The sequence below is a fragment of the Lysinibacillus xylanilyticus genome (assembly GCF_001183605.1).
Taxonomy (GTDB): Bacteria; Bacillota; Bacilli; order Bacillales_A; family Planococcaceae; genus Lysinibacillus; species Lysinibacillus xylanilyticus.
In genome coordinates, this window is record NZ_LFXJ01000008.1 from 232,708 (window position 1) to 256,230 (window position 23,523).

The 23,523-nt window shown below is 38.0% G+C and carries 24 protein-coding genes and 1 tRNA gene; 21 read left to right on the top strand and 4 right to left on the bottom strand.

The window, feature by feature from the left end:
* The first annotated feature begins 506 nt into the window (after positions 1–506).
* The 10 genes from ACZ11_RS16235 (at position 507) to ACZ11_RS16270 (ending at position 7,234) form a co-directional block, all read left to right on the top strand.
* Entirely contained in the window at positions 507–728 is a 222-nt protein-coding gene (locus ACZ11_RS16235) for a helix-turn-helix domain-containing protein (RefSeq protein WP_004226437.1), read from the top strand.
* A gap of 75 nt (positions 729–803) precedes the next feature.
* Complete coding sequence (locus tag ACZ11_RS16240; RefSeq protein ID WP_049667574.1) at positions 804–1,256, top strand: MarR family winged helix-turn-helix transcriptional regulator; 453 nt, start codon at positions 804–806, stop codon at positions 1,254–1,256.
* A 10-nt stretch (positions 1,257–1,266) separates the two neighbouring features.
* Positions 1,267–2,064 (top strand): glutamate racemase, encoded by a 798-nt coding sequence (gene racE / locus ACZ11_RS16245; protein ID WP_049667575.1) that lies wholly within the window; start codon positions 1,267–1,269, stop codon positions 2,062–2,064.
* Between the two features lie 132 nt (positions 2,065–2,196).
* On the top strand, positions 2,197–2,946 hold the full coding sequence (gene rph, locus ACZ11_RS16250; protein WP_049667576.1) for a ribonuclease PH: 750 nt from the start codon (positions 2,197–2,199) through the stop codon (positions 2,944–2,946).
* Position 2,947: 1 nt separating this feature from the next.
* Positions 2,948–3,541 carry an XTP/dITP diphosphatase gene (locus ACZ11_RS16255; RefSeq protein WP_049667577.1) on the top strand — a complete coding sequence of 198 codons (594 nt, stop codon included), beginning with the start codon at positions 2,948–2,950 and terminating at the stop codon, positions 3,539–3,541.
* A 12-nt stretch (positions 3,542–3,553) separates the two neighbouring features.
* Positions 3,554–4,060 carry a metallophosphoesterase gene (locus ACZ11_RS16260; protein ID WP_049667578.1) on the top strand — a complete coding sequence of 169 codons (507 nt, stop codon included), beginning with the start codon at positions 3,554–3,556 and terminating at the stop codon, positions 4,058–4,060.
* Between the two features lie 146 nt (positions 4,061–4,206).
* Entirely contained in the window at positions 4,207–5,667 is a 1,461-nt protein-coding gene (locus ACZ11_RS16265; protein ID WP_049667579.1) for a protein adenylyltransferase SelO, read from the top strand.
* 350 nt (positions 5,668–6,017) lie between these two features.
* Positions 6,018–6,185: a hypothetical protein gene (locus tag ACZ11_RS26380; RefSeq protein ID WP_161804473.1), complete on the top strand. Its 168-nt coding sequence runs from the start codon at positions 6,018–6,020 to the stop codon at positions 6,183–6,185.
* 112 nt (positions 6,186–6,297) lie between these two features.
* Positions 6,298–6,471 carry a DUF2639 domain-containing protein gene (locus tag ACZ11_RS25310; protein ID WP_201778540.1) on the top strand — a complete coding sequence of 58 codons (174 nt, stop codon included), beginning with the start codon at positions 6,298–6,300 and terminating at the stop codon, positions 6,469–6,471.
* Between the two features lie 61 nt (positions 6,472–6,532).
* Positions 6,533–7,234 (top strand): YqjF family protein, encoded by a 702-nt coding sequence (locus ACZ11_RS16270; protein ID WP_049667580.1) that lies wholly within the window; start codon positions 6,533–6,535, stop codon positions 7,232–7,234.
* Positions 7,235–7,279: 45 nt separating this feature from the next.
* Here ACZ11_RS16270 and ACZ11_RS16275 read toward each other — a convergent pair whose 3' ends face one another.
* The gene (locus tag ACZ11_RS16275; RefSeq protein WP_049667581.1) at positions 7,280–8,026 is read right to left on the bottom strand and encodes a glucose 1-dehydrogenase; all 747 of its coding nucleotides are present in this window, start codon (positions 8,024–8,026) and stop codon (positions 7,280–7,282) included.
* Positions 8,027–8,228: 202 nt separating this feature from the next.
* Between ACZ11_RS16275 and ACZ11_RS16280 the strand changes: the two genes are divergently transcribed.
* From ACZ11_RS16280 to ACZ11_RS16310, 7 genes are all read left to right on the top strand, one after another.
* Positions 8,229–8,302: transfer RNA gene (locus tag ACZ11_RS16280), tRNA-Arg, on the top strand.
* A gap of 980 nt (positions 8,303–9,282) precedes the next feature.
* Entirely contained in the window at positions 9,283–10,656 is a 1,374-nt protein-coding gene (locus tag ACZ11_RS16285) for an MFS transporter (RefSeq protein WP_049667582.1), read from the top strand.
* 45 nt (positions 10,657–10,701) lie between these two features.
* Positions 10,702–12,261, top strand: a complete 1,560-nt coding sequence (locus ACZ11_RS16290) for an HAL/PAL/TAL family ammonia-lyase (RefSeq protein ID WP_049667583.1) — start codon at positions 10,702–10,704, stop codon at positions 12,259–12,261.
* A gap of 80 nt (positions 12,262–12,341) precedes the next feature.
* The gene (locus ACZ11_RS16295; RefSeq protein WP_049667584.1) at positions 12,342–13,529 is read left to right on the top strand and encodes a helix-turn-helix transcriptional regulator; all 1,188 of its coding nucleotides are present in this window, start codon (positions 12,342–12,344) and stop codon (positions 13,527–13,529) included.
* A gap of 505 nt (positions 13,530–14,034) precedes the next feature.
* Positions 14,035–14,901: an alpha/beta hydrolase gene (locus ACZ11_RS16300; protein WP_082172827.1), complete on the top strand. Its 867-nt coding sequence runs from the start codon at positions 14,035–14,037 to the stop codon at positions 14,899–14,901.
* A 336-nt stretch (positions 14,902–15,237) separates the two neighbouring features.
* A complete protein-coding gene (locus ACZ11_RS16305) occupies positions 15,238–15,432 on the top strand; it encodes a hypothetical protein (RefSeq protein WP_049667585.1) in 195 nt (64 codons plus the stop codon).
* 143 nt (positions 15,433–15,575) lie between these two features.
* Positions 15,576–15,863, top strand: coding sequence for a hypothetical protein (locus tag ACZ11_RS16310; protein ID WP_049667586.1), 288 nt, complete (start codon positions 15,576–15,578; stop codon positions 15,861–15,863).
* A 141-nt stretch (positions 15,864–16,004) separates the two neighbouring features.
* On the opposite strand, the gene ACZ11_RS16315 is transcribed toward ACZ11_RS16310, so the two are convergent.
* Genes ACZ11_RS16315 through fdhF form a run of 3 tightly spaced genes read right to left on the bottom strand, consistent with a single transcriptional unit; the run spans position 16,005 to position 20,482 of the window.
* Positions 16,005–17,051 carry an Mrp/NBP35 family ATP-binding protein gene (locus tag ACZ11_RS16315; protein WP_049667587.1) on the bottom strand — a complete coding sequence of 349 codons (1,047 nt, stop codon included), beginning with the start codon at positions 17,049–17,051 and terminating at the stop codon, positions 16,005–16,007.
* A 16-nt stretch (positions 17,052–17,067) separates the two neighbouring features.
* The gene (locus ACZ11_RS16320) at positions 17,068–17,544 is read right to left on the bottom strand and encodes a DUF1641 domain-containing protein (protein WP_049667588.1); all 477 of its coding nucleotides are present in this window, start codon (positions 17,542–17,544) and stop codon (positions 17,068–17,070) included.
* A gap of 4 nt (positions 17,545–17,548) precedes the next feature.
* Complete coding sequence (gene fdhF, locus ACZ11_RS16325) at positions 17,549–20,482, bottom strand: formate dehydrogenase subunit alpha (protein WP_049667589.1); 2,934 nt, start codon at positions 20,480–20,482, stop codon at positions 17,549–17,551.
* Between the two features lie 618 nt (positions 20,483–21,100).
* On the opposite strand from fdhF, the gene ACZ11_RS16330 reads away from it, so the two are divergent.
* Genes ACZ11_RS16330 through ACZ11_RS26385 form a run of 4 tightly spaced genes read left to right on the top strand, consistent with a single transcriptional unit; the run spans position 21,101 to position 23,475 of the window.
* Positions 21,101–21,448 (top strand): DUF2294 domain-containing protein, encoded by a 348-nt coding sequence (locus ACZ11_RS16330; protein ID WP_049667590.1) that lies wholly within the window; start codon positions 21,101–21,103, stop codon positions 21,446–21,448.
* Positions 21,449–21,460: 12 nt separating this feature from the next.
* The gene (gene fdhD, locus ACZ11_RS16335) at positions 21,461–22,276 is read left to right on the top strand and encodes a formate dehydrogenase accessory sulfurtransferase FdhD (RefSeq protein WP_049667591.1); all 816 of its coding nucleotides are present in this window, start codon (positions 21,461–21,463) and stop codon (positions 22,274–22,276) included.
* 1 nt (position 22,277) lies between these two features.
* Complete coding sequence (moaA, locus tag ACZ11_RS16340; RefSeq protein ID WP_082172828.1) at positions 22,278–23,294, top strand: GTP 3',8-cyclase MoaA; 1,017 nt, start codon at positions 22,278–22,280, stop codon at positions 23,292–23,294.
* A 31-nt stretch (positions 23,295–23,325) separates the two neighbouring features.
* Positions 23,326–23,475, top strand: a complete 150-nt coding sequence (locus ACZ11_RS26385; RefSeq protein ID WP_161804474.1) for a hypothetical protein — start codon at positions 23,326–23,328, stop codon at positions 23,473–23,475.
* Positions 23,476–23,523: the final 48 nt, after the last annotated feature.

Sequence of the window (23,523 nt, forward strand, 5' to 3'; positions counted from 1 at the left end):
GATAACGCCTTCGTGACCAACATCGTGTTGTTGCTGTCGCTACGTTTTACTTCGCTTTCGCACAAAAAACATCTGTTGGCCCATGCGGCTCATCGGAAGCCCCTAGGAAGCTCTGCTCTGCGCGAAAGCGAAGCGTCAGCGGCAAATGTTTTCTGTAGCGAAAGCAAAGCGACAGCAACAAATGTTTTCTGTAGCGAAAGCAAAGCGACAGCTACAAATGTTTTATCTGTGCGAAAGCGAAGCGTCAGCGGCAAATGTTTTCTGAAGCGAAAGCAAAGCGACAGCTACAAATGTTTTCTGAAGCGACAGCAACAAAGCGCCCAGTCGGAACTGAAATCAACCACTCGTTATGGTGATGATCCACTTTTACATAAAATTCATTAATGGGTGGAATTAATTTCCGATTTTTTTTAGGAAACACGGGATATTCATGAAAATAGCCGTCACCGCTCCTCATTCATTAACATAAGTTACAATACGTGCGGGGGAGGAGGGTGTAACTGAAAATGAATGGCTCTCATCATCGTTCTCTTTTAACGAACCGAGAACGTGAAATATTTGCGCTTTTATTAGCTGAAAAAACAACGAGGGATATTGCAGAGCAACTTGGTATTAGTGAAAAAACAGTGCGAAATCACATTTCCAATACAATTCAAAAGTTAGGTGTAACAAATCGATCTCAGGCGTTAATTGAGCTGTTACGCTTAGAAGAATTCAAATTAGACTAATTGGACACTTGCTATTTCAGAAAAAAAACGACAAAATAGAACTATTCAACGTATTTTTAGGAGTGAAATAGTTATATGTCGGATGAAGTAACAAAACACTCACCTGAAACCGTTGCAACGGTTGAAAAGGAATTACGCTATATAGCGGCGATTGTGAAGCAAAAAGGAAGAGAGATTGTTTCACAATATGCGATTACGCCGCCACAATTTGTTGCATTACAGTGGTTAGAAGAGCTTGGAGATATAACAATTGGCGACCTGTCAAATCGAATATACTTAGCTTTTAGTACAACAACAGATCTAGTGGACCGAATGGAGAAAAATGAATTAGTCAAGCGAGTACGTGACGAAAATGATCGTCGTGTCGTTGTTGTTCATCTTCTCGAGAAGGGCGAACGTATTATTCAAGAGGTTATTGAAAAAAGACAGCAATATTTGCAGGAGAAGCTTGTTGGTTTTAACGAACAAGAAGTCGCTCAATTATCAAGCTATTTAGAAAAACTACATGTACACATGAAACAGGATTGAGGCGGAAAGTATGAATGCCCCGATAGGCGTTATTGACTCAGGAGTAGGCGGTTTAACCGTAGCAAAAGAAATAATGAAACTATTACCAAATGAAACGATCTATTATATTGGTGATACAGCAAGATGTCCGTATGGTCCAAGAAGTCGTCAGGAAGTACGAAATTTCACTTGGCAAATGGCAAAAGCACTAGAGAAAATGAATATCAAAATGCTCGTCATTGCTTGTAATACAGCGACTGCAGTAGCACTCGAAAGTTTACAAAGAAATATGCCTTTTCCGGTACTAGGCGTTATTAATGCTGGCGCACGTGCAGCTGTAAAGAAAACGAAGCGACATGAAGTCGTTGTGCTTGCAACAGAAGGAACAATTAAAAGTGGGGCGTATGAAGAAGCCTTACTATCATTGAATACGTCAACTCATATAATTCCGCTGGCTTGCCCAACATTCGTACCACTTGTAGAAAGTGGCGAATATAAAGGTGGATTTGCAAATAAATTAATAGCGGAAGGCTTAAAACCGTTGAAAAATGAACAATTTGATACGGTCATATTAGGATGTACGCACTATCCAATTTTGCAAAAACAAATTGAAGCTGTTGTAGGAGAAGAAGTTTTTGTGCTTTCTTCTGCAGAGGAAACAGCGAAGGATGTTCAAGAAATGCTTGAATATAATGGCACTTTGGCTGATCCAGACGCTGTGCCTGCCCATAAATTTTATGCAACTGGTTCAGTACCGATTTTCCGTTCAATTGCTGAAAGTTGGCTTGAGCAAGGTACTCTCCATATAAAACGTATGACATTAAAATAAAAGATCAGCTTAGCTAGGTGCTAGGCTGATTTTTGCCGTTTTTAGTATTATACATAAGGGACAGGGCACTTTTTTGAAGGTGAAAATTATGTTAAGATGAGTGCGCGAAAGTTTTTAGGAGGAACGAAAATTATGACAAGATTTGATGGAAGAAATGTAAATGCACTGCGTCCTGTGAAAATAGATAGTGAGTATTTATTGCACCCAGAAGGCTCAGTGTTAATTCAAGTAGGCAATACAAAAGTAATTTGCACAGCAACTATTGAGGATAAAGTTCCTGGATTTTTACGTGGACAAGGCAAAGGGTGGATCACTGCAGAATACTCAATGCTACCTCGTGCAACAGCACAGCGTACAGCACGTGAATCATCTCGCGGCAAAGTAAATGGCCGCACAATGGAAATCCAACGATTAATCGGTCGTGCATTACGTGCTGTCGTTGATTTAGAAGCACTTGGTGAGCGCACTGTGTGGATTGACTGTGACGTGATTCAAGCAGACGGAGGGACACGTACAGCCTCAATAACAGGAGCATTTGTAGCGATGACGCAAGCAATTGCTAAGCTTGCAGAAGAAAAACAATTAGCTAAATTCCCGGTGACAGACTATTTAGCTGCAACAAGTGTTGGTATTGTAGAGGATCACGGAGCAATTTTAGACTTAAACTACGTTGAAGATGTTGCTGCTGCTGTAGATATGAATATCGTCATGACAGGAGCAGGACGATTTGTTGAGCTACAAGGGACTGGTGAAGAAGCAACCTTCTCTCGTGAAGAGTTAAATGAACTACTGGCGTTAGGTGAAGCGGGCATTCAACAATTGATTGCACTTCAAAAAGAGACACTAGGTGAATTGGCTAACAAAGTGGGAGGAAATGAATAACATGAAACAAGTAGTCATTGCAACTAAAAATGAAGGAAAAGCAAAAGATTTCGAAGCGTTATTTGGTCCACTTGGCTATGAAGTAGTAACTATGTTTGATGTAGCCCCAGAGATGGAAATAGAAGAAACAGGCACTACCTTTGAGGAAAATGCAATCTTAAAGGCAGAAGCATTGGCAAAAGAGCTAAACAAAATTGTTATTGCTGATGATAGTGGCTTAGCTGTTGATGCATTAAATGGTGAACCAGGTGTTTATTCCGCACGTTATGCTGGTGATCATGATGATGAAGCAAACATGGTTAAACTATTAGAAAACCTAAAAAATGTCGAAGATGAAAAACGTACAGCACGTTTCTGCTGTTGCATTGCTATTGCAGGGCCTGGTTTTGAAACGACAACAGTTTTTGGTACTTGTGAAGGTGTTATTGCACACGAAAAACGTGGTACAAATGGTTTTGGTTATGATCCAATCTTCTTTGTACCAAGCTTAAACCGTATGATGGCAGAGCTAACAGCCGATGAAAAAGGAGCAATTTCCCACCGCGGGAATGCTATTCGTAAGTTGAAGGAACAATTACCTAATCTTATAAAATAAGAGGTGATATCCATGCAAATACTGGTCATGAGTGATACACATGGCGATAGTAATGTGATTGAAAAAGTTCGTGGCTTTTACCCAAAGGTTGATGCTTTCATTCATTGTGGAGATAGTGAGCTTCCTTTCTCGCATGAAGCATTGGATGGCATGAATAAAGTACGCGGAAATTGTGACATTGATAAAGCCTTCCATGACGAGGTAGTATTCGATTTAGAGGACGTCACAGTCTTTGTAACACATGGCCATTTATTCAATGTTAAAACTTCAATCTTGTCATTATCATATCGTGCCAAAGAGGTAAACGCACAAATTGCGTGCTTTGGTCACTCTCATATTCTTGGGGCGGAAATGATTGATGATGTGTTATTTTTAAATCCGGGGAGCTTATTAAAACCTCGTGGTCGTAAAGAAAAAAGCTTTGCCCTTGTTGAGGCTGAGGACACGTATTTTGAAGTAAAGTTCTTTACGGATGATAATAGCTGTATTTCCAGCCACAAGTTTATGCGAAAAAAATGATGTAACAAAAGCGCTTAAGTTTTAGAAACTATAAGCGTTTTTTGTTTTATCCAGGACCGATTGGTGAAGATTAAATGGTAAAAATGGCTATGAATTGTTTATGATGAAGTAGAAAAAATAAAGATAAACGTAACAAAGGAGATAACATGGAAAATACATTAGGATGGAATTTTGATAATAGCTATGCCCGCCTACCAAGCATTTTTTATTCATTAATTAATTTAAATCCAGTTCGTTCACCAAAGTTAATAATGTTAAATGAATCAGTTGCCAATTCACTTGGATTAGACGTTAAAGCTTTGCAAAGCGAAGAAGCAGTAGCGGTTTTTGCAGGTAACAACAATCCGACAGGTGGCACACCCATTGCACAAGCTTACGCAGGCCATCAATTTGGTCACTTTAATATGCTCGGAGACGGAAGAGCGCTGTTATTAGGTGAACAACTAACACCAGCTCATGAACGCTTTGATATAGCGCTTAAAGGCTCAGGAAGAACACCTTATTCCCGTGGGGGAGATGGCAGAGCAGCACTTGGTCCAATGCTACGTGAATATATTATTAGTGAAGCCATGTATGCACTTGGCATTCCAACTACTCGAAGTTTAGCTATCGTGACGACAGGTGAAATGATCCTTCGTGAAACAGAGCTTCCAGGGGCAGTCTTAACGCGTATTGCAAGTAGTCATTTGCGAGTGGGAACTTTCCAATATGCAGCGAACTTTGGCAATGAGGATGAGCTAAAAGCTTTGGCGGATTACGCTTTGGAACGTCACTTTCCTAATGCTGATGAAGCCCAAAATCGTTATTTAACCCTACTACAGGAAGTTATCAAGAAACAAGCATCTCTCATTGCAAAGTGGCAGTTAGTTGGTTTTATTCATGGAGTCATGAATACAGATAATATGACCATTAGTGGTGAGACGATCGATTATGGTCCTTGCGCTTTCATGGATACGTATGATCCGGCGACAGTATTTAGCTCTATTGATCGTCAAGGCCGTTATGCGTATGGCAACCAACCTAATATCGGAGGATGGAATTTAACACGATTTGCTGAATCATTAATACCGTTAATCCATGAAGATCAGGAAGAAGCTATACACTTAGCTCAAGAGACTCTAAAGCAATATCCTGAGCTGTATTATGCAAACTGGCTAACAGGTATGCGAGCAAAGCTTGGGATATTTAACGAAGAAGATCAGGATGGGTCACTCATTGAAGAGCTTCTAAAGTTAATGCAGCAACATCAAGCAGACTATACGAACACATTTATCGCATTAACCTTTGATAAATTTGATGAATCAATGTTATTTAGTACAAATGAATTTAAAGAATGGCATAAGAATTGGCTTGCAAGACTAGAAAGACAGCAGGAAACAAAAGACATGTCTCAACAATTAATGCGTGATCATAATCCAGCAGTTATTCCGCGAAATCACCGTGTAGAAGAAGCATTAGAGGCTGCTGTTGAACAAGGAGACTATAGCGTAATGGAGCGATTACTGGATGCTCTTGCTCAACCTTTTGCGCATTGTAAGGAGCAGCAGGAGTATACAACATTACCAACACCATCTAATCAACCATATCGAACGTTTTGTGGCACATGAGTTAAAAGTACAATTGTGAAGGAAATCTTTGTGAGTGTTGAAGCACTTTTATCGAAGGTGATTTCCGGGCATGGATAAACAATGCCGCTGAACGGTTTGCTTTCGCACAAAAATGCATCTTACTGAAGCGTCGTTTTATTACGGTAAATTTGAGTACATGCTTAGTGAAGCGGTTGATTGGAGTGAAGACTGGGCGACTCCTTGGGGATCAGCGAATAGAGGAACGAAGGCTAAAACCATCACGACCTGTGATAACGCCTTCGTGACCAACATCGTGTTGACCCGAGACCCTGGAGCGAGCACATAGGGGAACGAAGGCTAAGAGCATCACATCCTGTGATAACGCCTTCGTGACCAACTTCCTGTTGGCCCAAGCGGCTCATCGGACGCCCCCAGGAAGCTTTGCTCTGTGCGAAAGCGAAGCGACAGCAACAAAGCGTCCAGTCGGAACGGAAATCAACCCCTCGTTTGGCAGAAGAGCCATACCTGAATATGACACTTTAATTTCATTAATGTAATAGTTTTCAACAGTACGAAAACGAAGGATAAATTCTTCGTTTTTTTATTTTGAAAAAATGTCACTACATAATTTCCTGAGCATACGCTATGTATGAGTATTAGTGAAGGAGAATGTGTACAGTGCATAAGTATTCAAAAGGTTGGTTTGTGAAGCAACTTCGAGATCATGGTATTTTGGTACATCCACAATATAAAAGTCATTTAGGCAATTATAAAGAATCCGAACTGCGCAATTTATATTATCGATATGTTGAAAATGAAACGTTAGATTCAGAACAAAAATAGACATTTTAGTTTGAATAACTCCTTTGTAGGAAAGAACTTAACTACAGAAAGGAGTTATTTTATGTGGAGTAAATCGTGGATTATGACGCAAATATGGCAAGATGTGTTGTTTCTACATTGGCCAGTATCACCGAAGGATTTAGAGCACTACATTCCGCAAGAGTTGCAACTGGATCTCTATGAAAATAACGCTTGGCTTAGTGCTGTCCTTTTTAAAGTAAAAGGACAACGATTAAGATTTCTACCTCCATTCCCAGGAGTAGGTTCCCATTTGCAGCTTAATATTCGGACATATGTTACATATAACGGCATGAAAGGAGTCTATTTCTTTAATTCAGATGTTACGAATCGTTTTATTGTACAAATAGCTACAATGGGCAGTTTATCATATCGTCATTCAAAAATAGCTTTAAAACAAAAAGAGAACAATTTTTCTTTTACAAGTTTATATCACGGTGCGCAGGATGAAAGGTTGAAAATTTCATATCAACCGACTGATAGTGAAATAACTAGTTCTACCTTTGAAAAATGGTTAGTGGAACGTTATCATTCATGGTCAAAGTGGAAGAGTTCACTATTCCGCATAGATATAGATCATATGCCATGGCAGCTACAACGAGTTCATATTAATATTGAAAGCAATTCATTAGCTCCATTTGTGAAGGAATCTATACAAGGCATTCAACCGATTGCTCATTATTCGAAGAGTAAACAGGCAAGAATTTATTCGCCAAAAGTAGAAACCGGATTCAAAAATACTTAGTGGATCTGGTTTTGCTTTTGTTTGTTGATTGAGTAGTAGTTTGACCTATTCTTCATACATCATTTTTTTAGTCATCCCACCATCAACTGTTAGATTAATGCCTGTGACGAAATTATTTGTTGGGCTAGTTAAATACAAGCAAGCCTGTGCAATGTCTGCGGGAACGCCTACACGCCCCGATAAATGCTGCTCGTGATCATTCTTACTGAGCTGTTCATAATCACCTGTTTCAATCCAACCAGGCGAAATACAATTAACCGTAATATTATCTGGACCTAAGGAACGCGCTAAAGCATGTGTTAATGCGACGATACCGCCTTTTGTTGCTGCATAGGCTTCAGTATGGGGCTCGGACATCTCTGCGCGTGTAGAGGCTATAGAAACGATTGAGCCGCCATTGGTATTTGCTTGCATAACTTTTGCAGCCTCCCTTGAACATAAAAAGACACTCGTTAAATTTGTTTGAAGCATATCATTCCATTCATCCAATGTTACATCATAAAAAGATTTATGTTGAAATTTACCCGCATTATTAATTAAAATATGGATAGTACCAAAATGATCAACTACTTTTTGCATTAAAGAAACGATGTCCTGTTCTTTTGTAACTTCTGTTTGAGCAAAAAGAACAGAATGACCTTGCACAAGTAAATCTTTTTCTAATTGCTGTCCTAATTCTTTATTTACATCGGCAATAACTACATTGGCACCATTTCGTGCATACTCAAGCACAATACCTTTGCCAATCCCTTGCGCACCGCCAGTTACAACGACTACTAAATCTTTAAACATATTGCTTCCTCCAGTTTATTTACTTTTCATTATTTTAGCAAAAGTAGGGTTGTAGAGGGCATAATGAGGTACAGGAAATCATATAATATTAATATTGAGGCAGACCTTGCCTGCATAGTAAAATTAATGTTGACATTATGGTGTAAAGAACATATAATAAATATTGTCCTTGATGTGGACTACATAAAAAATATAACATCATGTCTCAGTAGCTCAGCAGGATAGAGCAACGGCCTTCTAAGCCGTCGGTCGGGGGTTCGAATCCCTCCTGGGACGTCTAAGGGTTCAGATAGAATAAGTTTGAACCAACTGAAAAGCGCTTTAAATCCTTTAATATCAGGGGTTTGAAGCGTTTTTTCTTTTTTTGATAATACGAGAAAAAGATAGGAAATGTAGCGAGAAGACGCTACTTGTCTGTTCTGAATCGAACTCCCCTGTTTTTTTTAGACGTGAAGATGGTAGTACTTTATTTAATATAAATAATTCGGGAAACAGTAATAAATAAAAAAAGGGAAAAGCATACTAATTCCGATTTTATTCCCACTCTTGCATCAAAAGGAAAAGAAGCGAGAATACCTATAGCTGAAAACGTGGTCTGAATCAATATTATTTCAAATAATTTATGAACGTAGGAAACAACAAAAGCGTTTAACATTGGTTGTATCAAAATATTTAATTGTAAGCTAGAAATATAAAAAATAGCGCATCTTATTGATACGCACGACGAATGGCCATCTATCTGGAATTTTTTCGGATAGATGGCCATTTTGCACATGAGGCTTGATATTTCTCGACCAAGACATGTAATCATTTAAAATCTTTGGCTACCTTTGATATGCCAAATCAGTTTACAACAGTAATATTTACACGCCCAAAAGAATGCGCAACATATCCATTACGTGACGATTTACTGTGTCAAAAGGTGTTCAAAATCAAGTGTGAAAAGGATATTCGAAAGATTCAGCATGAGATTGTTCTCATAATTTATGTGCTCTCAATACAAGTGAAACCTACTGTTTCAACATACACATGTCGAATAGCAATATTGTGCTAATATTTCGAAACATCCTCTAGAGTCAAATGTATTAAAAATAGATATAATCGCTGTATCACACTAATCGATTAATAAATTACTAAATTATTAATTGAGTGATTGAAAGCGCTTTAATAGAGGACTAAAGGGAGGTTTTTGAGTCATTTAGTTTTTTTTTTAGATATAAATATCTGAAAAATCAGAAAAAGAGAGGGGAATTCTGATGAATGGACAAACATATAGGATGGATGACGCTCCGCTAAATAAGTTTCATATAAGGATCACAGCACTTACATTTGGTTCTAATTTTTCTGATGGATATGCACTTGGAATCATCGGGATGGCTCTTAGCCTCCTTGGTCCGCAAATGCACTTTGGTTCATTTTGGACTGGATTAATTGGAAGCTCAGCCTTAATCGGATTATTCATTGGTAGCCTTTTTCTTGGGGGACTTTCTGATAAAATTGGCAGGCAGAAAATCTACTTATCTAATTTTGTCATTATCACAGTAGCATCAGCTTTGCAATTTTTTGTAACTGATCCAGTCACACTTTTCATACTGCGGATCTTAATCGGCGTTGCCCTTGGAGGGGATTATGCAGTAGGTTCTACTTTACTCGCAGAATTTTCACCAAGAAAGTACAGAGGAATTTTATTATCATCCTTAAATGCTATATGGACATTAGGCTATGTCTCTGCCAGTGTTGTAGGATATTATCTTGGAAAGATGGGACCGGACTCGTGGCGCTGGATGCTTGTTAGTGCAGTGATCCCTGCTGTAATTGTGTTAGTTATGCGTATTGGAACTCCTGAATCTCCAAGATGGCTTGTGAAAATGGGAAGAAATGAAGAGGCAAAAGAAATTGTTAGAAAATATATTGGCCCTAATGCTGTAATGGATGAAAATATCTCGCAAAATACTGCCGCTAATTATGGTATAAAGGATCTTTTCAACAAACATCTTTGGAAACGAACTGCTTTTGGCGGTCTATTCTATACATGTCAGGTAATTCCTTATTTTGCTATTTTCACTTTCCTGCCGACAATTTTAGAAGCAATGGGCTTTGAAGAGACCTTTACGGTTGATATGCTGTTAAATCTATTCCTTCTTTTGGGGGCAATCGCTGGTGTATGGTGTACCGAAAAGCTCTCACGCAGAGGTTTTACCATTTATTCATTTATTATCCTAACTATCTCCTTATTTATTTTAAGCCTTATGCCAGCAGGTTCAAATGGTTTTGTTATCATGGTGTTTGCCATCTTCACTTTTGTAATGGCAGCAGCTGGCAATCTTACACTCGTTTATCCAGCAGAATTATTCCCAACCGAAGTCCGTGGAACAGGAGTTGGGTTAGTCACAGCGATAAGCCGTATCGGTGCAGCAATTGGAACATTCCTTTTACCGGTTAGTGTAAGCTCTTTTGGAATGACTGCATCTATGATAACCTTGTCAGTTATCTTATTAATCGGAACGGTTGTCTCGATTGCATGGGCACCAGAAACGAAATCACTTGGCTTGAATGAAGCAAGTAATCCGAATCTGGACGTTGCCACTAGCCTAAATAGAGAGGAAAATAGTGTTGAAGTAGGTAGTTAACATTTATTTCTTGGTCATTGGAACTGAAGGGAGTAGAGAAGGGAAATGAATACAACTATATCAAAAATCCACCCAAAAGAAATACAAAAAGTTACACTTGGTGCTGAAGTTATTTCCATAAATGAAATCATAGCTGTTGCTAGATATGATGCCGAGGTTTTATTTTCACAAAATTACCTTGAACGGGTAAATCTTTCACGGTCGGTCATTGAAAAGTTTTTAGATGAAGAACGGGTCATTTACGGGGTCACAACAGGATTTGGCAGTAACGTAACTGAAACTATCTCCACAGAAGATGCCGAGATTCTTCAAAAAAATATTATTCGTTCTCATGCAGTATCAGTCGGTGACCCGTTGGAAAAAGAAGTGATAAGATCCATCCAATTCATGATTCTGGTGAATTTAGGGAATGGTTTCTCTGGTGTAAAGTTAGCGACTTTAGAACTTTTAAGGTCGCTACTAAATCATCAAATTATTCCTTTTGCCCCTGGAGAAGGCTCGGTGGGGTATTTAGCTATTGAAGCCCATATGGCCTTAGTGTTAATGGGGGAAGGAAAAGCATGGTACAATGGTGAACTTATTCCAGGGAATGAAGCTTTAGAAAAAGCTGGTTTACAGCCTGTTTCATTGGGCTGCAAGGAAGGATTATCCTTAACAAGTGGATCGACTTCGGTCACAGCTTTGGCTTCATTAGCTCTTTATAATAGTATTCAGGCAGTAAAAACAGCGGATATTGCAGGTGCCATGTCACTAGAAGCATTAAAGGGAACCATTAAAGCCTTTGATCCAAGAATCCATTCAGTTAAAAGGCATGAAGAGCAAGCTATCACAGCACGAAATATAGTAAAAATACTGGAACACAGTGAGATTGCTGAAAAATATCAGGATTACAGAGTACAGGATGCCCATAGCATGAGATGTATTCCTCAAGCTCATGGAGCTGTAAAAAAGGTTTTAAAAGATGCAGAATTAACCATCAGCAATGAAATGAACTCAACAAGTGACAATCCAATCATTATCACCGAGGATCAGGGGGATGCCCTAATGGTTGGAAATTTTGATGGATCATTCGTTGGTATCTATGCGGATACGATGGCCATAGCGATGGCTAATCTTGCGAAGGTTTCAGAGAGAAGGCTAGACCGACTCGTCAACTATCATGTAAGTGAGCTTCCGAGCTTTCTCGTAGCAAAGCCAGGCTTAAATAACGGTTACATGATTCCACAGTATACAGCGGCTGGGCTGCTTAATGAAATAAGGGTTCTTGTTCATCCCGCAACTGTTGATAATACACCAACCAGTGCAAATCAAGAGGATGTGGTCAGTTTTGCTTATTTTGCGGCAAAAAAGGCCTATCAAATTTCTAAAAAGCTGGAGTATATTTTAGCACTTGAATTGATGGCGGCTGTTCAAGCATTGGATTTTCATCAACCTTTACAACCTTCACCTGTCAGCCAAAAGGTTTATGACCTCATCAGAAGTGCAGTTCCAACTGTAGAAGAAGATCGATATTTTTATCCGGATATTCAATTTATTACCAATATTATTCATGAAGGTGAAATCCTAAAAACTGTCGAATTGATAATTGGAAAACTAGATTGGTAGGAACATCAAGAATAATGGAAGCTTTTTTACTCATCTTCATTCGAGTAGAAAAGTTTCCTTTCTATTTGGGGGCTTAGAATATGATCGAAGAACTGACACAAATATCTTTTTCACAACTATTGCTTTCAGGAACCTTTGTACACGTGGCACCTTTTGAAGTTTTACAGGAAATGTACGGCGTGAATATTCAGCCTAATGTAGTTGTTTTAGTTTCGATGGATCGCTATCCAGATTTAGCTGAGGAAAAACCGCTTGAATGGAAAATGAAGATTGGACGAAAGCTTGTAGAAGAATTAGACACCATCTTACCTATTCCATTTTTAAGAATATGGATCGAAGAGGGCGTTCTTGCCCTTTTACTGGATTTTCATGAGGTAAATCCACAAGATAGAAAGAGGTATGTTCTTTTACTGGCCGAAATGATTCAAAAAACCTCAGATCAAAATGGCATACATGTTTCGATTGGTATTGGTAATTTTTACGATGATCCTATATCCCTCATTTGTTCTTTTGAAGAGGCGAAAAAATCAATGTCCGGAAGGTTTTTTCAAGGGAATAAATTAATTTTTCATACCGGTATGAGAAAAAATATGGTTGAATCATTAATGATTCCTTTAACGAAAGAGAAGTCGGAACTATTTTCGATCGTTAGAATCGGGCACACAGAAGGAGTCGTGACCCAAATGAAAGGAATCATGAATAGAGTTGCAGAGATTTATAACTATAATGAAGATATATTTAAATCAAAGGTTATTGATCTTCTTATGATGATGTCTAGAATTGTGTTAGAAGTCGGAGTAAGTCCTGTCTCGATTTTGACCAATACGGCAAATGTGATTCAAGATCTCTATCATATGATCCGATATGACAAGTTTGCTATGAAAGTTTGTCATTATGCAGAATGGTTAACCGAACAGGTAGAAAAAATATATATTGGTGATGTTTCACCCACTATTAAACATGCGATACGTTATATGAAAGAGAATCATCAAAAAGAAGTTTCTTTAGACGATATCGCTCATTATTGTCATTTAAGCAGATATCATTTTAGCCATCTTTTTAAAAAAGAAGTTGGAATCAGTGTTATTGATTTTTTTAATAAACTTAGAATTGATAAATCCTTATATTATTTAGAAAAAACTGAATTTCCCGTACATGAAATTGCTAATCAAGTGGGTATCCATGATTCCAATTATTTTAGCAGATTGTTTAAAAAATATATGAAATCCAGCCCCACGGAATATCGGCATCTAATGAGGAAAATTTAAAAATTTATTAGGCGTCCTGCTGTATGCCTTTATATAACAGCAATAGTCAAAAAAGAGTTTCTTATTTAATCAAGAATTGGGTACAATTATTGAATAACACTTAGATAAACTACTTTATTGTTATTTTATTAAGTAAAGTGAAGTATCTTACAGAAAAAAAATAAACAACTATTTAAAACCCCGTACTAATTTTAGAACGGGGTTATGCTTGTTACCGCTTTTTTTATGAAATACAGTATATTAAAATACTGGATTTTATGAAGAAAGAAAAACGCTTAAAAGCTTGATATACAAGGTTTTTAAGCGTTTTTTTGTTTTGTGGTTTTCGATTAGATTCGATTGAACATTTTAGGTGAATACACGAATTCAGAGTAAGACTTACAGCAATCACGATTATTGCCATGAACGTAGCTGTACAACATTTAGGTGATTTGAGTGTGGGAACTTCTCAAATGCAGTGGGCATAAGCTGATAATATATGCCGAATTGAAAGGGTGTCTAGTTCATGTTTCCTTATCCTCAATTTCCCTATCGCGATTATAGATCTATGTCCAACAGTTATTATTACGCCCCTTATTGGTCGCCCTGGAGCAATGGTGCCCCTGAATTAGATGAAAGACACCGTTTGCCCTCACAGCAACGGCTTACTTTCGTGCTTGTGCATGGTTCTTGGGCTGATGCTCACTTCTGGGATGGAGTAGCCGCAGAGTTACGCAGTCGAGGGCATGACGTTTATACACCTGAATACGCAGGTCACGGAGAAGATCCGAATAAAAATGTCACGCATGCGATGATTACGAAGTCTGTCGTTGATTTTATAACAAAGTGGAATCTACGTAACTTTGTTCTTGTCGGGCATAGTTTTGGAGGATCAGTCATCCAAAAGGTTGCAGAACAGGTTCCGGATCGCATTAAGCGACTGGTCTTCTGGGACGCGTTCGTACTGAAAGACGGAGAATCAGTTGCTGACGAATTCTCGCCCCAAATGATACAAGGTTTTGAGCAGCTCAGAGCCAGCTCGAAGGACGATACGATTTTTATGCCGTTTTCCCTGTTTAGGGATTCGTTCGTCAATACGGCCTCTTTGGAGGAAGCTAAACGGATGTATGAAAGCGTAACTCCGGAACCGGCTAAGCCGCTTTTCGAGAAACTGGATCTTAAAACGTTCTACTCGCTACCTACGCCCAAAAGCTATGTCTATTTCTACCAAGACAACGCATTGCCACGAGGAGAGAATTACGGCTGGCATCCGAATATGTCTAGTCGGCTCGGGCAGTTTCGCCTAATTGTAGGTGATGGTGACCACTTTACGGACACGCGTACAAGGCCGGCTATGGTGGCACAGAAGTTTTACGAGGCAGGTCGTGACTGAGCAGGATTAATGTAATGATTAGCTTTAATAATCCATAAAAATTTTGAGATTTATACCGCTGTAAAGTTATGTACTTCTGAAGACAAATCGGGGTTCAGAAAGAACAAGTTTAAACAAACTGAAAAGAGCTTCAAAACCTTTATTATCAAGGTTTGAGGCGCTTTTCTTTTTTGAGAAAATGTAATTTATTGCACTTAACCTCTATTGGATTTAGTGGACTTTCTCACTTAACCATTTTTAATGCCATTCTCCTTCCGTAAAGATTCTTTTGTAAATTAGAATAATTTATATAAAAAACGGAAAGAAATATGTGTAAAAATGATGGAGTTGATAGTTATGGAATTTGATAAAGAGAGAGAAGTTTTCTGCTACAGCTGTCGTAAAAAAACTATATTTACACGTAAAGATATGCATAGTAAAAGTGGGGTAGATAGTCACTGTAGTGAATGTTCAGGTATTTGGTTTGAATGGCAAAATCGAGCTGTAGAGAGAGAAATGGAAAAGTGGATTGAATATAATAAAGGCTCGTAAATTAGCAGAGTCAATGATACCAGTTGAATTTAAAATCTAAATACGTACCCATCCAAATGTCTCAGAAACGAGAGAAGCGAAAACCTATAAAAAGAGTTATAATATAATAGGAAGAAACTCAATATAGAGAGATGGATTTTAATATGAACGAACAATTAGTAGATTGGATTACACGTTTTCAAAAGGAGAAAGATATAGAAGCACTCGCAAACTTAAAAGACTATTGCTACTATATGATTGAACCTTTAATTGAGGAATTTACGGAGAAATACGGTGAAGATGCTGGGGAATTATTACGGTTAAAATGGGATAAGCGTTTTTATTTTATTTTTACAAAGTATCAATTGAATGTTGGACTGCCTTTAGATTCTTTTGTTAAAAATACATACCGTTTTTATTTTATGCAGGTTTTGAAAAAGGCTGGCTATTGAATAAATATATCATTAAAAAATCCTTGTCTCGTGTAAAAACGAGACAAGGATTTTTGTGCTCTTTGAGAGATTAACTGCCCGTAAAAGCCTCTAATCATCAGTAGGGGATGAAGAAAACCGCCTACTGATGAAAGGTACATTTTATTGATATATCATATCTTCTGCAAGGTGGGTAAATACCTCACCGATAATGGAGTCTTCGTCATAAACGGAAGAACCTGTATTTTCCTCAGGTTGGGCAAATGGAATTTGAGCGATGATACTTGACTGAAGCTCATCTGCTAATTTTTCTGCGCCACCTTGACCGAATAAATAGTTCTTTTCGCCATTTGAATTTTCAAAGTAAGCCATGTTTTCAACAACACCAAGAATCGTGTGGTTCGTATGTTGAGCCATCAAACCTGCACGTGAAGCAACATGAGAAGCTGCAAGGTGTGGTGTTGTTACAATAATTTCCTGCGCTTGTGGGATCATTGCTGCCATATCAATGGCTACATCTCCTGTACCAGGTGGTAAGTCAATAAGGAGATAATCTAATTCACCCCAATGTGTATTAACAAGGAAATTACGAATCCATTTGTTGAGCATTGGGCCACGCCACATGACAGGTTGGTTTTCGTTTGTGAAAAAACCCATCGACATGATTTTTACACCATGACTTATTACCGGAATAGCAGTTTGGTCAATCATTGTTGGCTTTTGTTGAACCTTCATCATGGCAGGAATACTGAATCCGTATATGTCGGCGTCTAAAATACCTACACGTTTACCAAGACGGGCAAGAGCTACTGCTAAGTTAATCGTCACGGTAGATTTACCCACGCCACCTTTACCACTGGTAACTGCTATAAATTTGACACCAGAATCGGGTAGAAGCATTTTAGGCATTCCTTTATCCGTAACTTTTTCTGATTTTAAAGAGGCTGTTAAACTACGGCGTTCTTCGTCCGTCATAGAACCAAATTTAATGAAGACTTTTGATGCACCGATCGCTTTCAACGCTTCTTCAATATCTTGTTGGATTTTGGCTTTCAAAGGACATCCTTGAATAGTCAAGATAATATCAAGTGAGATATCCGTACCGTTGACTTGAATATTTCGTACCATATTCAAGTCAACGATGCTTTTATGAAGTTCTGGGTCATCGATTTTCTGTAAAGTTTTTAAAATGTGTTCGTTCGTTAGCATATCAGAATCCACCTTCCTATTTTAGGCCTTTGCCAAGCCCTTTTAAGAAGTGAGCGCCAAAATTTACAGCACGATTAACATCGGGATCGTTTAGCATTTTGAACAGCTTAAAAGCACTAACTTTTTCATCAGATTCAACAGCTTTGTTCGCTTCATCTAAGCCTGAATTTAAGCCTTCAATCAGCTTTGTTGTTGTTTCTGGGTTCAGTTCGGTTAATGCTCCCGCAACACCCATTAAGTTGTTGATGATATTCGTAACAGGCTTACGAGTTAATTGACCAAGAGCAATATGTGCAACATCCTCTTTTGCTTCAAGTAGTTTCGTAGCTGCTTCTAGCGCTCCAATATCATTTAATTCTGCCATGATCGTAAAGACCTGGTTAACCATTTCTTCATTCTCAGAAAGAAGCTGCTTTAAATTCTCTAGCTTTTCTTCTTTTAGTTGTTCTTCTGTTACTTGCGCTTTATGAATTGTCGTAATTGGTGCAGCCATGAACTCACTCCCTTTCGTTAGTTGTTAAGTGAACGTAGCCAGGACGATTCCATTTACGTTGTACCTCAACACCATTTTGTGGATGACGTTTTTTATAACGCGGGTTTGTTCTAGGAAGTGGTGATTTTCCTTTTTGTTTCAATACTTCTACGCGTACTTTTGTTTGTTTGTACGCCGGTGTCGATGTATTGATATCTCCAGCAGGGCCCGTTAAGAAATTAATCGCTGAATCTTTGCTAACAGAGTTCATAGGTAAGAAAAGTTCATTTCCTTGTACGCGATCTGTTACTAAGGCGTTTAATTTTAATGCTCCTTGAGGAGACACTAAACGAAGAAGAGCTCCATCTTCAATGCCGCGTTCTTTTGCTAGTTCTGGTGATACTTCAACAAAAATTTCAGGTACTTTCGATTGAATACCTTTTGATTTGTTTGTCATATTACCTTCATGGAAGTGTTCAAGCATACGACCGTTGTTAATATGGCAATCATATTGCGCTTCGTATTCAACCGGTCTGATCCAATCATTTAAAGCAAAACGAGCTTTTTTGTCAGGGAAGTTAAAGCCATCCTCATATAGTAAAGGTGTGTCTTTACCATCATGGCTACCCCAACAGAAGCTACCCCAATTTTCTAATACATCATAGTTCGCTTGCGAGAAGAATGGAGCAAGACTAGCCATTTCAGCAAAGATTTCACTTGGGTGACTGTAATTCCAGTCAGCACCTAGGCGACGTGCTACTAATTGAAGGATTTCCCAATCGGCTTTTGATTCACCAAGTGTTGGTAATACTTGATATAGTCGTTGCACACGACGCTCTGTATTCGTGAAAGTACCTTCTTTTTCAAGAGAAGGTGCTGCTGGTAAAATAACATCCGCATATTGTGCTGTACGTGAAAGGAAGCAATCTTGTACAACAAAGAAGTCTAATTGTGAAAGTACTTTATCTACATGGTTAGCATCGCAATCTACAAGTGCCATATCTTCCCCAACTAAATACATTGCTTTCATTTTACCTTCCATGATAGCATCTAACATTGCCATATTCGTACGACCTGGTTCAGGTTTGATTTTCACACCATATGCTTCTTCAAATTTCTTACGTGCCTCGTCGTCTACTACTTTTTGATTACCTGGTAATAGATTTGGTAGTGTCCCCATATCACAAGCACCTTGAACATTGTTGTGACCACGAAGAGGGTAGGCACCTGCACCTGGACGACGATAGTTACCAGTAGCTAGAAGTAGGTTAGAAATTGCAGCTGATGTATATGAGCCACCTGTATTTTGTGTAACACCCATACCCCAAAGTACACATGTACCGTCAGCATCACGAATCATTTCAGCAACATTTATCAACGTTTCTTTTGAAATGCCCGTTTCTTTTTCTGCATATTCTAGTGTGTATGTTTCAAGTACATCTTTAAAATCATCAAAGAAGTGCACGTTCTCTTTAATGAAGGCTTCATCATGCCAACCTTGATCGATCATGTATTTTGTAACAGCCATTAACCATACTTGGTCTGTACCTTGCTTTGGACGCATGAAGATATCAGAACGCTCAGCCATTTCATGTTTACGAACGTCGGCAACAATTAATTTTTGACCGTGTAATTTATGGGCACGTTTTACGCGAGTTGCTAAAACCGGATGACCTTCTGCAGGGTTTGCCCCAACAATAATGACAAGGCCAGCTTTTGCGATATCTTTGATCGTTCCAGCGTCGCCACCTATACCAACTGTGCGTAGTAGGCCATCTGTAGCTGGAGATTGACAATAGCGTGAACAGTTATCGACATCGTTTGTTTCGAATAATTGACGCGCCATTTTTTGAATTAAGTAGTTTTCTTCGTTAGTAATTTTTGAAGAAGAAATAAAGCCGACAGAACCAGAGCCATATTCTTTTTGAATACCACCTAGTTTAGTAGCAATTAAGTCAAGAGCTTCATCCCATGAAGATTCAACAAATGCATCATTTTTACGAATTAATGGTTTTGTAATTCGTTCTTCAGAGTTGATGAAGTCCCAGCCGAATTTTCCTTTTACACAAGTAGAAATAGCATTTACAGGACCGTCAGAAGGTTGCACTTTTAAAATTTTGCGACCTTTTGTCCAAACTTCAAACGAACAACCTACACCACAGAAAGTACAAACTGTTTTTGTTTTTTTAGTACGTTTACTACGCATAGCAGCTTCGACTTCGGAAACAGCAAAGATACCGCTATACCCAGGTTCGACTTCCTTAATTAAGTTAATCATCGGATCTAATGTTTCTTGTTTAAGCCCAGTCATAAAACCAGCTTCACCAAGCATTGATTTTTCCATTAAGGCATTACATGGACAAACAGTTACACATTGTCCACAGCCTACACATGAAGAATCGTTAATGGCAACGCCTTCATCCCAAATTACTTTTGGTCTTTCAGCTTCCCAGTCAAGAGATAATGTTTCATTAACTTGAAGGTTTTGACAAACCTCTACACATTGTCCACATGCGATACATTGGTTTGGATCATATCGATAAAACGGGTGAGACATGTCTACTTCGTGTGGTTCAACTTTTGGTTGATAAGGATATTTTTGATGTTCAATTTCCATTAATTCTGCTGTGTTGTGTAATGTACAATTTCCGTTGTTATTATCACAAACTGTACAGTACAGCAAATGATTTTCTAGTAAACGATCCATCGCTTCTGTTTGTGCAGCTTTCGCTTTATCAGAAGTAAGTTGGATATCCATGCCGTTTACTGCTTTTGTTGAACAAGAGCGAACTAATTGTCCATTCACTTCGACGATACATGTATCACAAGTTTCGATAGGATCAACAGATGGTACATGACAAATTTGTGGATGGGCGATGCCATTTTGATTAATGGTATCAAGTATTGTAGCTCCCTCTGCTACATCATACGGTTGGCCATTAATTTTAATTGTAGTCAAGGTATTTTCCTCCTTTTGCTCTTTGAGACTTATATGACAACAAGTTAATACTTAGGATAAATCGGGAATAGAATTACGAGTTTTTTTATTTTAATTGTCTTGTTATTATAAAAAAATTGTCTTGTTATAATGTCATTTCCCAATTTGTCCAACTTCTACACCAACTTAGATGAAGAAAAATTTATTACGAGTTGTCGATGTTGATATTGCTCAAAAATAAAAAAATCCACCATGAAAAGGCACGTTAAAACATGCTATTTATTCATGGTGGATAAAATTCTTAACAGGACTTGCTAAAAATTCAATCAACTTTTATTTTTTATTCAATATAACTATAGAATTTAAATATTAAAACCACCATGCCTATAGTTCAAACTTATTTGTATGAAACCATGACATAGGAATCAAAATACTTTTATTCCATATGTAATACCAATTATTATAGCCTTTTCAGCTAAAATGGACAATAATAATAATAAAAATTATTGATTGAGAATAATTATCATCGGATATTTTCTCTTTAATTTTTATTTAAGTTGCTATATTATTAACAAACTGTAAGGGTGACCCCCATGAACATAGGATAAAAAGATTAATTACGTTGGGAGAATCGTTAAAATGTCAAAAAAAGTGCATGAGTTCAACGACATTATTCGAAAACTACGCAAAGATATATTTGGAAAAGGACCAGAGCGTATTCATACTGTTTTCGTAGAGAACATGGCTGTCTCAACTTTATATGGTAATATCACACCGACAGAAAAATTTATTGCGAGTACGCCTGAAGGGTTAAAAATGGTTCATGCTGCACGTACAAGAATGATTCAAGATTTGTATACTAAATCACCACCGGAAGGCATGGAAGAACTGATGGGCACTAAGTTACTCCATTTATTTTCAGATATCAAAATTGAAGAAGATTTTGCTATTTCTGTCTTTGTTTTTGAAGATAATATTAGTGAATAAAGGGGATGCCATATGGAACGCGCAGTAGTAAGAGAGATAATACGTGTTGAAGGTAATCAAATCAAGGAAATAGAAGATACTGTTGTCACAGAATACGCTGTCACAGTGAAGATTAATGAGGAAGAATTTGTGACAATGGTTTGCACACCAGAGTATGTAGAAGATATGGTTATTGGATATTTGGCTTCTGAACGAATTATACGCAATTACGAAGATATTGAAAAAATTTGGCACCAAGAAAAAGAAGGTTTTGTGCATGTTAAAACAAAGCGTGTGAATCCTTACTTTCAACAGATTCAAAATAAACGTTACATTACTTCTTGTTGTGGCATGAGCCGCCAAGGTTTTGTTTTTGCTAATGATGCACTAGTAGCTAAAAAAATGGAAGGCATTCATGTGCGTATTACAACAGATGATTGTTTTCGTTTAATGCGCGATATGCAAGATTTGGCTGAAACATTCAAACAGACCGGTGGTGTTCATAACGCAGCGCTATGTGATGCGAATGGTGTTTTATTAAGTAGAATGGATATTGGGCGCCATAATGCGTTAGATAAAATTTATGGCTATTGCCTAAAAAACAAAATTAGCATTCAGGACAAAATTATCGTATTTAGCGGAAGGATTTCATCTGAAATTTTACTTAAAGTATCGAAAATTGGCTGTGAAATTGTTCTGTCTAAATCAGCGCCAACAGAATTAGCATTGCAATTGGCAGAGCAACTCGGTATTACGACGGTAGGTTTTATTCGCCAAAATACACTTAATATTTATACACACAAAGAACGTATTCACTTGCCTACCAATAAAATGAAAGGAAGAGATTAAAATTACTAATCTACAAGACCAACTACACAGACCATTAAGAGATTTAAGGATATCAGTAACAGACCGTTGTAATTTTCGTTGTCAATATTGCATGCCTGCAGAAGTATTTGGTCCAGATTATGCTTTTTTACCGTCCGATAAAATATTGAGCTTTGAAGAAATCGAACGATTAGTAAAGATTTTCGTTTCATTAGGGGTGAAAAAAGTACGCATTACTGGTGGTGAGCCTTTATTACGTCGTGATCTACCGACATTAATTGAACGTATACATCGCATAGATGGGGTAGAAGATATTGCTTTAACGACTAATGGCACTTTGTTGAAAAAATATGCCAATGAATTGGCGAGAGCAGGTTTATCACGAGTAGCTGTTAGTCTAGATTCTCTAAATGAGGAACGATTTTTCGAGATGAATGGCCATCGAGGAAAAGTGAAAACGGTATTAGAAGGTATAGAAAAAGCGGCAGAAGCGGGTTTACAAGTGAAAATCAATATGGTCGTCCAAAAAGGGAAAAATGAGCAAGATATCGTTTCGATGGCAGAATATTTTAAAGAGAAACAGCATATTCTTCGCTTTATTGAATATATGGATGTCGGTAATTCGAATGGTTGGCAGCTGGATGAAGTTGTGCCGAAGAAAGAAATTATTGACCAGGTCCACCAATTTTCCCCTTTGCATCCTGTTGATCCTAATTATAAAGGGGAAGTGGCTACACGTTATCAATATGAGGATGCTCGAGGCGAAATTGGCGTGATATCATCTGTAACAGATTCTTTCTGCTCCACTTGTTCGCGTGCCCGTATTTCGGCAGAAGGAACATTATATACGTGTTTATTTGCAACAGAGGGAACGAATCTACGAGATTTGTTAAGGTCTGGGGAAGATGATGAAACTATCACCCAACACATTTCGAATGTTTGGGAAAATAGAACAGATCGCTATTCCGATGAACGAAATGAACAAACGATGGAAAAAAGGAAAAACTCAAAAATCGAAATGTCACATATCGGTGGGTAGACGAAATTAGAGTGTATCAGTTGGTGCTTGCTTGTTAGTATTAGTGACTATGTTAGGAACAGAAAAAAAACGGCAAAATAATGCCGTTTTTATCTTCATTCAGCAGAAAGCTACTGCCCTAGAAGGTGGTGATATGGGTGATATGGATGCGTATGAGATTTCTTTTTCAGTGGGTGTCTAAGTACCTGTACCTGTCGCTACGCTTTCGGTACAAAAGACACCTGCTGAA